The 12,878-nt window shown below is 45.9% G+C and carries 4 protein-coding genes and 1 pseudogene; 1 reads left to right on the top strand and 4 read right to left on the bottom strand.

The window, feature by feature from the left end; genetic code table 11:
- Positions 1 to 42 precede the first annotated feature (42 nt).
- Positions 43 to 3,678 (bottom strand): S8 family serine peptidase, encoded by a 3,636-nt coding sequence (locus QUA45_RS25325; protein ID WP_333222485.1) that lies wholly within the window; start codon positions 3,676 to 3,678, stop codon positions 43 to 45.
- 630 nt (positions 3,679 to 4,308) lie between these two features.
- Positions 4,309 to 5,193, bottom strand: a complete 885-nt coding sequence (locus QUA45_RS25320) for a 4-hydroxybenzoate solanesyltransferase (protein ID WP_333096629.1) — start codon at positions 5,191 to 5,193, stop codon at positions 4,309 to 4,311.
- 210 nt (positions 5,194 to 5,403) lie between these two features.
- On the opposite strand from QUA45_RS25320, the gene QUA45_RS25315 reads away from it, so the two are divergent.
- Complete coding sequence (locus QUA45_RS25315) at positions 5,404 to 7,020, top strand: Ppx/GppA phosphatase family protein (protein ID WP_333096628.1); 1,617 nt, start codon at positions 5,404 to 5,406, stop codon at positions 7,018 to 7,020.
- Positions 7,021 to 7,590: 570 nt separating this feature from the next.
- Here the strand turns inward: QUA45_RS25315 and QUA45_RS25310 are convergent.
- Positions 7,591 to 11,709, bottom strand: a complete 4,119-nt coding sequence (locus tag QUA45_RS25310) for a choice-of-anchor Y domain-containing protein (protein ID WP_333222483.1) — start codon at positions 11,707 to 11,709, stop codon at positions 7,591 to 7,593.
- Between the two features lie 637 nt (positions 11,710 to 12,346).
- A pseudogene (locus tag QUA45_RS29280) lies at positions 12,347 to 12,799 on the bottom strand (IS1634 family transposase); the annotation flags it as partial.
- Between the last annotated feature and the right edge of the window lie 79 nt (positions 12,800 to 12,878).

The following is a 12,878-nucleotide window of genomic DNA, read 5'->3' as shown; positions in this document are numbered from 1 at the left end:
CTTAACCATAGACCCAGCTCAGGTTTGAGAGATTTTGTCCTATTATACTCTGCCTAGAGTGACAGAAGAGGAATATACGTAGCCAGAAGAAGCTGTCGTCTTTACACCACCAAGAGCTTTATCTGATAAAGCTTGGTAGATTTGACTAACAGTTTCATTCGGAACAAGTTTATTAAGCTCCTTGTGAACTGAATCAGCCGTCATACTATTGTTATCTGGCTTGTAGAGATTGATACTTCCGGTATTTAAATCCCACCAATGATCATCAAAATCACTGGGACGGAATTGACCCAATGGTTCAAAGCCTTTACCTGATACAGGCAGAGAATCCTCATAGTTTTTGCGAATGGCATTGTAGTCTTTCTCAATGCTTGAAAGTATACCGGGAAAGAAATTTCCTCCTTCACCTGTGCGAATTGTATTACCTTTGCCAGAGATTGGCTGATTAGGTGGAACAGGTACAGATGGCAAACCAGTCCCTTCTTTGTAAGCCGTCGCCTTACCTCCATTCCAGTAGATATAGCCCTTCTCAAAGTATTGAATAAGATTCCCATTCCCCAACCCCTTTTCCCCACTCTTCGGAGCGCCCAACCAGCCATCCAATCCACCTGTATTCAAGAATGCTTGACGGATAGCACCATAAAGGGGGAAAGTTCCATTTTTACTGCTGACGATCGACCCTTTGTCAAATAGTTGATAGCTGACACCACCAGAAGTGAGGACATCAGAAGTCGGATTACCCAGCGTTCCTTTAGAATTCTGGAAAACAGGATAGAAATTGCCACCAATGGTGCGCCCGTTCAGAGAAATTGAATTAGGCGCCGGCTGCACGGGATTGTCAATTGGTGGCTGTAAGGGATTGTCAATTGGCGGTTGTACGGGATTGTCTATCGGCGGCTGCACCGGATTGTCTATCGGCGGTGTAGATGGGATATCTTGGACATTGGTGACGTACAAACCAGATACAAAACCGCTACCATCTGCCAGGTGATACCAGACATCACTGCTACCTTCACCATTAGGATCGTTGATTAATTCACCTTGAGTCTGGTAGTCAAATTCCAGTTGTGTCCCAGGACTGACTTTACCGACAGAAGCACTGGAAGTATCAGCAGTGGGACGAATATTAACACCACCGTTAATCTGGACAGCAATTTTACCTCCATCCGTCACACCACTCAAATTAACCGCCCGTTCCCAGGGGCTAACTTGTCCTTCTAAACCCCAAGTTGTCGGATTCGAGAAAGGTGTCGGAATATAAGCTTGCGGCGCTGTTTCCTTCGCGATTGCCACAGCTTTATTCAAATTCACCACCCCAAAACCCGTTTCTTCATCCCATCCGGGCTCCTTCAAATCGATCGCACTTCCGGTCAAAATGTCAATCACTTGGGTAGGATTCAAATCGGGATTACTCTCCCAAACCTTAGACGCCATCCCCGCCGCCTTAGCCGCAGATGCCGAAGTTCCCGCCATCGTGCCTAAATCATCGCCAACAGTCGATAAAGTCGGATTGTCGATCGCACCTCCGGGCACTAAAATATCCAAACCGTAGCCGTAGCTGGAATAATCCGATCGCCCAAATCCATCAGACGAACCAACCGTCAGAATATTCTCAAACTCCTGGGAAGATTGACCCAAAACAGACATCACGCCGCCATCATTTCCAGCCGCCACAACTAACAGCACTCCACTCTGACGCGCATTTTCCAAAGCCGCACGTTCTCGGTTCGTAAATTCGTAACGAGTGGTAATGCTGCCATCAGCATTTTTCTGAGTTAAATCGAGGGGAAGAAGTGCGATCGCATTCTTCTTCTTTTGTGCCTTAGCCTCACCCACAAAATCAGTTAAAGCTAAATCCCATTCCCCAGAACCAATTGCCCGACTTAGATAAACATTCGCCTTATCGTTGTAGCCATCAATACCTTTATCGTTGCCTTGAATTGCACTCACTAAACCCCAGCTAAATGTGCCGTGTTCGTTACCAGTGCCAGCAGTAAACAAAGGATTGCTGTCTTTGTCAATGCGATCGCGCCCCATAGTCACTTTAGAGTAATCCAAATCGGGATTGTTCGGCGCAAACCCAGTATCGATGATGCCGATAAAGGCGCGATTTTCTGGCGGCGAACTAATCGGTAAATCGGGTTCAAGAGGCGGTTCGGGGTCGATCGGCTGCGGCATATCATCGATCGGCTCAAGTCCAACTATAGGCGGTTCCGGGGCGATCGTAGGCGGTTGCACGGGTGGTGTTGGAGGGGCGATCGGCAGCGTTGCTACAGGTGGCGTTGTCGCAACAGGCGGCGTTGCCACAGGCAGCGTTACCACAGGCGGCGTTGTCTCAATCGGTGGCGCTACAGCCACAGGTGGTTTTGTCTCCACAGGTGGCGTTGTCTCCACAGGCGGCGTTTCCACAGGCGGCGCGACAGCAACAGGTGGCGTTGTCTCCACAGGCGGCGTTTCCACAGGCGGCGCGACAGCAACAGGCGGTTTTGTCTCCACAGGCGGCGTTTCCACAGGTGGCGCGACAGCAACAGGCGGTTTTGTCTCAATCGGTGGCGTTTCCACAGGAGGCGCGACAGCCACAGGTGGTTTTGTCTCAATCGGTGGCGTTTCCACAGGAGGCGCGACAGCCACAGGCGGTTTTGTCTCAATCGGTGGCGTTACAGCAACAGGAGGTTCCACCACCGGCTGCTTTGATTTGACATAATCGATCAATTTCTTGCCGCCATCAAGTTTAGTCCAATCCTTACTTGGATCGATAACTTTCTCTATTGCCGGTGCTTTCCCCGTCGCGCCTGTTAAATTGAAAACCAAATCATTGTAATCTTTATCTGAACCCTGATCGACGCGCTGATCTTCCATTGCAAAGGCCTTGCCGTTGCCAGTGACATCTGCTACTTGACCGTACAACCAAGCATCATCTGGATTAGTGCTAGATAATGACAACACTGGGCGTTTGTCACCGCCGGCACCGGGATTCTTAAACAAATCTTGCACCGTACCATTTGGTACCAGCATCACCGCAAAAACCTCTCCAGGTTTCATCGGAAATGTTTTCGCGCCGCTGTACTGCCCTGCGTTATAATTTGCCTCTCCTAAACTGCCGTTAAATAGCGGATTTGCACCTTCTGTGGGGTCAGAAATTACTACGTGACCAAAGGTAGAATTGGTCAGGGATCGTCTTGCTGCTTCTTTGATAAATTCCTGAGAACCAGGGGTGAATTTCTCCATTCCCAGCACGCTGAAAATGGCAACTTCACCTTGATAATTGCCGCCGTCGTGCAGCCAGTCAAAGCCAACTTGACCCGTTGAATCTGTAGCGAAAAAGCCGGATTCAACCCCTAAACCTGTCAGCGGGTCAACTTTGCCATCTGGGGTTAAACTAACTTGATAATTTGTATCGCGGGAGGGTGCAGAAATTTTAAGGGCATAATTGGTTGCACCCAAGTTATCGATGCTAAAAGTTCCCGAATTTGTGCCGTTGGTTTCGATGTCTTTGACGACTTTTCCCTGACTGTCGAGGAGTTGCATCCCGACAATGGAACTAAATCCTTCAGCGGTAACTCGGAAGCTGCCTGTATTCAGCCGATTAAAACGATAGGTGTCTGTGGGGTCAGTTTTACCTGCGAAGTCGATGGAGAAATAGTTGTCGTTCAGATTGCCGATCGATATATTAGACATGATGCACCTTGATTGATAAATTTCTATGGAAAAAATCAGCCGACACAGCCCAGCAAGTGCCGCAAACCCGCGTAACGACACGGGAATTCAACTTAATGAGCAAAAGTTTAGAAAATCGTTAAACCCGCTTAACCTTCCGCCGCTATGTATCTATCAGAAGTGCGCCGGATTTTTTATGCGTTTTGTAATGAAACTTTACACTGAGTGTTTAATAACGAGTAAGAAATGGCACCGTTAGACATTTATTTTCTTCCGGTGAAAGTGTTGCCTGCAACCAATTTCCATACCTGCAGACAAAAAGACGTAGTTTTTTATACTCCAATAATCCGGTATAATTTCGTCTAATACACAAAAATAATATCAGTTTTTATAAGCCAGCACATCACTAATATCTCCAAAAAGTTTAATTCAATTGGATTAATCACTAAGTATATTTATGTATAATAATCCAGAAAAAGGGAGAAGAGCGATCGCACATCCCCCTTTTTCAGGATAGTGCAGCCGTTGGAGACTTCGATACAAAGCAAAGAGACACAGGCTTTCATGCTTAAAGCGCTCGGAAGGTCTTGTGTCAAACTTCAATCATTCGAGTTTCACACCCATTTTCTGCGGGACAAGCCCTACAATAAATTAAAAAATCTCCCCAACAATCATCCCTGCCAATATTACAAACCCCACCCAAACATTTTGGCGAAAGATTTGACCGTAAACCAGCTTAGGAATATCCGCATTCCGCAGTTGACTGTACTGCAAAAACCACAAAATCGCCGCCGCACTAATTGCCATCCAAAAACCAATGTGCAAGTGCAGATTAACGCCCACTGCTGTCAATAAACCGACTGTACTTATAAAGAAAAAACCCACAGCATTAGCGGCATTATCTCCGAAAAATATCGCGCTGGAATTAACCCCCAAACGCAGGTCGTCTTCCCGATCGCTCATCGCATAAACTGTATCAAATCCCATCGTCCACACTACGACTGCACCCCACAGCAACCAAGTCGCTAATTCAAGTGTTCCAACGGCGGCGCTCCAACTAATTAAAACTGCAAAACCCCAGGCAATTGATAACACTAATTGTGGCACTGGGAAGAATCTTTTTGCTAGCGGATAGCAGATAATTACTGGTACGGCGGCGACGCATAGCCAGAAACTTAAAGGATTGAGATAAAAAGCGAGAATTGCCGCACAAGCAAAGGAAATTAAAGCAACTCCGATTCCAGTTCGCACGGTGAGGGCGCGGGATGCTAGGGGGCGCGATCGCGTTCTTTCTACTTCGGGATCGATATCGCGATCCCACAAGTCGTTGATGACGCATCCAGCCGCACTTGTGGCTAAGGTACCCAACACAATCACGCCCACCAATGCTGTCGGCGGCCTCCCGTGGGCTGCTAAAAAAACGGCCCAGAGGGCTGGAATCATTAAAATCAGCCTTCCTGCTGGCTTGTCCCATCTCAACAGCCTCACGACGGTTAGCAATGTGGATTCGGGTTGGCGATCGGGCTCTTTAAGCATTTCAATTCTAGATTTGATATTTTTAACTGTAAATTTTATCAAATTTTAGGCACAATCACTTACTATCTCTGCTGCCGATCGCACGTCTGTCGAAATTTCAAACAGGTGGAAGTCTTTGCCAGCCAGCAGTTCCAGATTTTTTCTAATTTAATAGAATGCCTCACTGGATTCGTGAAATAATCATAAATATCTATCAACCCCGATACTCCAATGGTTAATTCACTTGCTTCTACGGAGTCAAATCGTATTATTGCTGCTATTGATATGGGTACTAACTCCTTTCACATGGTGGTGGCACGGATCGATCCGAAATTGCCCGCGTTTACGATTATTGCTAGAGAAAAAGATACGGTTAGGTTGGGCGATTGCGAGGCAAAAACAGGGTGCTTGAAGTCCGAGGTTATGGAAAGGGCGATCGCCACTCTGCGCCGCTTTCAAGATATTGCTAAAACTTTCAATGCCGAACAAATTATTGCTGTGGCTACCAGTGCAGTTCGGGAAGCCCCTAACGGGCGGGATTTTCTCAAACAAGTTGCTGACGAATTAAACCTGAATGTTAGTTTGATTTCCGGTCAGGAAGAAGCGCGGAGAATTTATCTCGGTGTTCTTTCGGGTATGGAGTTTAACAATCAATCGCAGGTGATTATTGATATTGGTGGCGGTTCTACGGAGTTGATTTTAGGAGACAGTTCTGAGCCTCGCTGTCTCACCAGTACCAAAATAGGTGCTGTTCGCTTAACAGGACAATTTGTCAAAACTGACCCGATAAGCAGGGAGGAGTTTGCTTATTTGCAAGCTTATATTCGGATTTCGCTGGAAAGACCGATCGACGAATTGCGCTCCCAATTCCATGATGGCGAACCTTTGCGCTTGATTGGCACTGCTGGAACCATCGAAACTTTGGCTGTTATTAACGCTCGCGAAAAGTGGGGAACAGTGCCGAGTCCCCTAGCCGGATATCAGTTAAGTTTAAAAGATTTACGTGATTTAGTCAATCGTTTTCGCAAACTTTCTTACTCGGAAAGGCTGGCAATTCCAGGAATGTCGGACAAGCGGGCAGAAATTATTCTGGCAGGCGCTTTGATTTTGCAAGAAGCTATGACACTATTAGGAATTGAATCGCTGACTGTGTGCGATCGCTCTCTGAGAGAAGGCGTAATTGTTGACTGGATGCTGACTCACGGTTTAATTGAAAACCGCTTGCGCTATCAAGGGTCAATCCGCCAGCGCAGCATTCTGCACATGGCTGACAAATATCAAGTCAATTTAGAACAAAGCGAAAGAACCGCAGCATTTGCGCTCAATTTCTTCGACCAAACTCAAGGGATTTTACACAATTGGGGAACCGAAGAACGCGAGTTGCTGTGGGCTGCCGCGATTCTGCACAACTGCGGTTTGTACGTCAGTCATTCAGCGCACCACAAGCATTCTTACTATTTAATTCGCAATGGTGAGTTATTGGGCTACACTGAAACAGAGATTGAAGTAATTGCCAATTTGGCTCGCTATCACCGGAAGAATCCTCCTAAAAAGAAGCACGAAAATTTTATCATTCTTCCTAAACATTACCGAGAATTAGTCAGTAAATTGCATCCTTTCCTGCGCCTGGCTGTGGCTTTAGATAGGCGACAAATAGGCGCTATTTCTGATTTTAAATGCCAACACCGCCCGGAAGTTAGAGAGTTTCACTTGCGACTACAACCGCTCAATTCCGAAGACGACTGCGCTCTAGAGCTGTGGAGTTTAGATTATAAAAAGCCGTTTTTTGAATACGAGTACAATCTCAAATTAGTGGCAACTTTGGAACCGAAAATCCTGACAGTTTAAAGAATAGTCATAGCCGGAAAACGAAAAACTTTAGGGTGCGTATTTCGCACCATTAGTTTCAACTTAACCCCAAATGTAGTAGCAATATTGTGTTTGATTCCATACTCCTCCCGATCGCCATAGCCTGCCTTCTGAAGGCAGGGTGGCGGTTAATTGTAGATAGGATCAATGTGATAGGACTATTCGCCGACGCTATACGAACGATTTAAGTTGTGTCTCATAGAGCGATAGGAAGGAAAGATTATTGGTAAAAGTCGTTCCTACAAGGACTGCGATTTGTAGTAAGGATTTCAGTTATTTATTTACCTAATACCAAATCAGGCTTTGATATCCCATTAATTCTTTAGTCCGTGAAGGGCGTTCGTCAAAGCGAATATTTTGCGCAGATTAAAGTTTGTGTAGACGACGCGGTTTCAGCCGTCGTCTTATCTACAAATTCTGTAGGCTAAAGGGCCAAATAAGGACTGCCTCTTCTTCTTTCCTTTCCTTCGCATCAGACAGGACAAAATCGGTTCATTTAATATTACGACTTATTAGTTATTACTGTGATACAACCGGATGCGATATTATCTACAAACCAGGGAACCGAATTACTGTAAAATCCTCTTGAGTGATGAGATTAGCTGGCACACCCTTGAGGCTAGCTAAGATTTGATTGGTGTTGGCAATTTTGATAAAAGTTGTAGTGTTTTCTTCAACTATGCTGAGTAGATCGACTGTTAACCCTCCCGTTAAAATTAATAAATCTTCACCTTGCGTAAAATCAGTGATTACATCGGGGCCTTCACCCGCAGTCAAGAAAAAGTAATCGCGCCCGCTTCCCCCTTGCAGCGTATCGTTTCCGAAGTCTCCCATCAACCAGTCGTTGCCCATTCCTCCAATCAAAGTATCATCACCCTTACCACCGTACAGAGTATCGCTACCGTCACCGCCGCACAATTGATCGGCATCTTGATTACCAAAAATTAAATCATTGCCACTGCCGCCGCACAAATAATCTTGTTGACTGCTAGCATCCGCCGCGATATTGTCAATATCTCCGAAAATCGTATCCTCGCCCTCGCCACCGCAGATGCTGTCATTTCCCAAATCTCCAAATAGCAAATCATTTCCCAAATCGCCACAAATTATATCGTTATCTTTGCCGCCATGTAAGGTATCATTGTCCTCGCCGCCGCTTAGAGTATCTTCGCTTTCTTGTCCGTATAAAACGTCGTTGCCCTTATTGCCAAAAAGCAAATCTTTTCCTGTCAAGTCACCGTCAGACGTATCAGAAATGCCACCAAATAAACTGTCATTACCTTCGTCGCCAAGTAGGGTATCGTTGCCTGTGTCGCCCCAAACTACGTCATTATCTTTGCCTGCGATCGCCACATCACGATCTTTACCCGCATAAATAATGTCATTCCCAGCGTTGCCGACGAGATAGTCGTTATTTTTGTTGCCAAATATGGTGTCGCTGTCGGCATCCGCGCCAACAGTAACTGGGCTAGCAAGGCCACCGTAAATATTGTCGTTGCCGAATAAGCCATTTAGCAAGTCGCTGCCGTTGAAACCGTTGATGATGTCATTAATATCGCTGCCGGTTAGAGTATCTTTACCGTCAGTACCGTTGAGGATATTTTCAGGGATATTGGGGCCGGGAATGGAAGTGCGATCGGGTAAAGTTATTCGATCGCACATACAGTCTTCCGAAGCAGCAGGAATTACCGCAGGTGTAGGGGTTTCGGCTGTTGGAGATGTGGTTGGGGCGATCGAATTCTGATTGGCGATCGGCGTTTCACCAGTTTTAGCCGTCGGAATTGGAGTTTCCCCAGGTGTCGGAGTCGGAATTGGTGTCGGAGTTTTCCCAGGCGTCGGAGTTTCCCCAGGTGTCGGAGTCGGAATTGGCGTCGGTGTGGGAATTGGAGTTTCCCCAGGTGTCGGCGTCGGTGTGGGAATTGGAGTTTCCCCAGGCGTCGGCGTCGGTGTGGGAATTGGAGTTTCCCCAGGCGTCGGCGTCGGTGTGGGAATTGGAGTTTCCGCAGATGTCGGAGTCGGAATTGGCGTCGGTGTGGGAATTGGAGTTTCCCCCGGTGTCGGCGTCGGAATTGGCGTCGGAGTTTCCCCCGGTGTCGGAGTCGGAATTGGCGTCGGTGTGGGAATTGGAGTTTCCGCAGGTGTCGGAGTCGGAATTGGCGTCGGTGTGGGAATTGGAGTTTCCGCAGGTGTCGGAGTCGGAATTGGCGTCGGAGTTTCCGCAGGTGTCGGAGTCGGAGTCGGAGTTGTATCTACAATAGTCAAAATAGCACTAGAAATCGCTCCTAAATCGGCTCCGTTAGTGGGATTATTCAGAGTTACATTAACAGTTTCATCCTCTTCTATTACCAAATCATCAACAATTGGAATCGTGAAACTTTGAGTGGTTTCGCCAATGCCAAAACTTAATGTTCCCGATATCTGGTTATAATCGCTGCCAGCATTAGCAGTGCCATTACTTGTAGTGTAACTGACAGCAGCCACATTAGTAGCATCAGTACGAGTAACAGTAATTGTGGCAAATTGATCGTTTTCATTAACTCTGTAATTGGCGTTACTGAAGTTAAATGTGCCTGGATTGGTGAGATTAATAATGAACGCTTGGGTGTCAGAAGTATCGAGCCCTTCGTTCTCTATACCGCCATTATCTCTCAGGTTTAGAGTGATATTAGCACTGCCGATCGCCCCCGGCACCGGTGTAAAGGTTAGCGTCCCCACCGAGTCGATCGCCGGTGGTACACTAAACAAAGCAGCATTATCATTCCCTACCACTTCAAAAGCCAGAGTTTGTCCCGATTCGTTGGCCGGGCCTGGAGAAATCGCAGCCGCCCATCCGGGGATGGTTTGTGGCCCCGAATTGCTGCTGAGAGTGCGATCGCCTCCTTTGACAAACGAAGGTGCATCGTTGACAGGATTAACTGCGATCGAACTTGTTAAACGATTAGTGCTAAACGGCGTTGTTCCACCAGTAACTGAAGCATTGACGCCCGCAGTACCGTTACCCACTCTGTTACTTCCATCCCACGCCCGAAAAGTAATTGTTGGTTCGCTTCCAGGGGTAGTGTAATAGTCTGGGTTCGGTACAAAGCGAACTTTCGCAGGCGTTTCCAGGGAAACCCGCGTCAGGTTGATGTTAGCTTGGGCTGAGGTTGTGTCATCACCGAGGAATAGAAAATTAGGAGTTTCGTAAGGATCGGTCTGGTCGCTAAATCCTGAATAATCGCGCAGCGGGCCGGTTAGTATGATATCGCTGCCATCGGAAAGAAAGTAATTGTCACCTTGAACTCTGAGAGTGTAGTTAGTAGCAATATTGGTGTTATAAGGAACATTCTCTGCTGCAACAAATAAGCCGTTGGTTTGTCCGCCTGGGTTGGGAGTTATGCCGTCGCCTTGTGCAAAGATATTGCCAGAAGTTGCAGATAGCTGCTGGAAACCGATTTCAATGGCTTTGCGATCGCTAGTAACGGCAACAATGCTAAAACCCGCCCGATTTTGATTAGTGCGGGATTCCGAGATAATTTGGAGATTAAAAGACAAGCTAAAGCCTGTAGTGCGATCGAGCGGGGGAAATGAGGGATTTAAAAGATTATTTGTATAGCCAGCATAAATGCTATTGGCAGCAGTGCTGTTTAAATTAACTCCATTACCGTTAAAAAATTCCGAAGCTGTCACGGTAGGAGAAGCAAGATTTAAGTTAGTCAAAGACAGCCAATTTTGAGCAGTGGGAGTGTTACCAAGTAAGCCATTATAAAGAGGAGTCGGACCGAGTACGGTTGCTGCACTTTCCGACACTACACCGAGATCTTTCCAAGTATTGCCGTCAGTTGAAAATTGCCAGTTACCGTTACTATTATCTGCAGCGGTGACTGCGACACCCAAAGGATAGCCATTAGCGTCACTTCCTAACTCGCTAGTGAGGTTAAAAATACTAAAGCCTGTGTTAGCTTGACTGGTTATATCTTCATTAATTGCGATCGGCGGATTTACATTAGGATCTGTCCAAGTCGGAGCAATGTTAACCTCCCGGTTGCGGAGACTGTTAATATAAATAGTGTTAATTCCGCCGTTGGGCAAACCCAAGGAGCCGGGACTATTTAGAGCATAATTAGCAGTTCTGTTGATTCCGCCAATATCGCTCGAAAACTCGACATTACCCCCATTGCTTGGTGCTAAAATTTGTACCTTAGCTGCACTCCCAAAGGCTCCGTGTGTCCCCAAAGTTCTCCACGCGAGGGAATCAACAGAAGTAATTCCCGCACTGCTAGTATCTACCCAAACAATATCTGAGGCTGCAAAATCCCCGCCGAAAGCGTTAGTTCCGAATAAGACATTATTGAGATAAGTACCGCCAGCACCGTTATTTATCAGCAGTTGAATATTCCAATCAGCATCATTTCCGGCGTTAACGGGGTTGTACGTAATATCATTTGTAGGAATGACACCTGAACCGCCAATCGCAATTATTGTTCCTGCCTTGAATATAGGAGCAATACTCGCCATGTTCCTGAACTGATAAGCAGAAAATTTCTGTGCTGTGTCACCGCTTGAATCGCCTACAAAAAAACTTTGAATTTGAGCCGTTGTTAGATCTTCGGTCAACAGCAGTTCAACATACTCATTCCCCTGGAATTGCCCGTTGCGGCGGAATTCGTTAATAATTATCTTTCCCATCTAGATGCACCTAAATTTGAGATGATTATGTATTAGCTATCAACTAATGTCGTTTTTTTTGCCTTATTTTTTTTTACGTAAATAGACTGTTAGTATTTTGTCATCAGTAGTTTGTCAGTAGAGTGGCTTGTTTAAGTAATTTTTGTTACTAAAATAATATCTGGAGTTCAGAGTAGTGTCAAGCAAAATCTTGGATTATTGTCGATCGCACTCCTGGACACAAAGGTGATTTGATATCAATTCCGGTTGCACGAGCGATATGATTGTTGAGTGTTGACTGTTGACTAAAATTATGCTTTCGGGCTCACTGACTGTTTGGGCATTAGAACCCACATTCCCCACCCCCAAGGGGCAGCGTAGGCGGATTGAGGGGGTAAAAGTGAATCATCCGAGATCGAGCGTGAGTAAAAACACTGAAAAATCTGTGCAACGATCGCATCACCCAGTTAGGAATTCCTGAAAATTGATACTCGGACATCAGTTAAATATTCTTAACCCATTAAATGTCAAAAATCCGACCCTTGCCCACTATTAATTCCCAGCACATATCGTCGGCAATATGATAATTATACATCACGGATCTATCTAAAATTACTTAAATCTAAGTCGGTTGTGCCAATTAATAATCCACTTCATTTCACAACAAAAAACAATAAGACCGACAGGTGACTGGCAACAAATTTAATATCGCCACCCGTTCGGCTGTCAAATTATAAATTTGTTGAATCCCTTGAATACAAACGCCATAAATCGACTGAAAACTTGGGAATATCCAGCTTAGAATAGGTCGATTGGTTCTTTTGCCCAACTGATTTTTTACTGTTTAATTTGTGAGCTGTAAGTTTTGCCGGAGTAGCCTTTGATCTAAAGTATAAACAAACAAACACACACCCATTACCAAAGTTAAAGCCTCGATTCTTTCCGGCGACTTCAGAAACACGCTATCCGTAAAAAAAAGGGAGTCTTTCAAAAACCCAAACCCTCTCTATGCTGCCTGCTGTTCCTTATATTTCACAATCATTTCATCAGGATTTAATTGTGACGCATCCAGCACATTAGTAGCTAAAATAAATCTGCCACTAGCTTTGGTTACCTGACGGGGTGACAACACTGTCTAAACCCCTAGCTGACGGGGTTTAGACCGATTTATGGTAAAAAAAGATGGGGTC

The sequence above is a fragment of the Microcoleus sp. Pol12A5 genome (assembly GCF_036701435.1).
Classification (GTDB): domain Bacteria; phylum Cyanobacteriota; class Cyanobacteriia; order Cyanobacteriales; family Microcoleaceae; genus Microcoleus.
The sequence above is the reverse complement of the archived record's forward strand: the minus strand, read 5'-3'. Positions and strand labels throughout refer to the sequence as shown.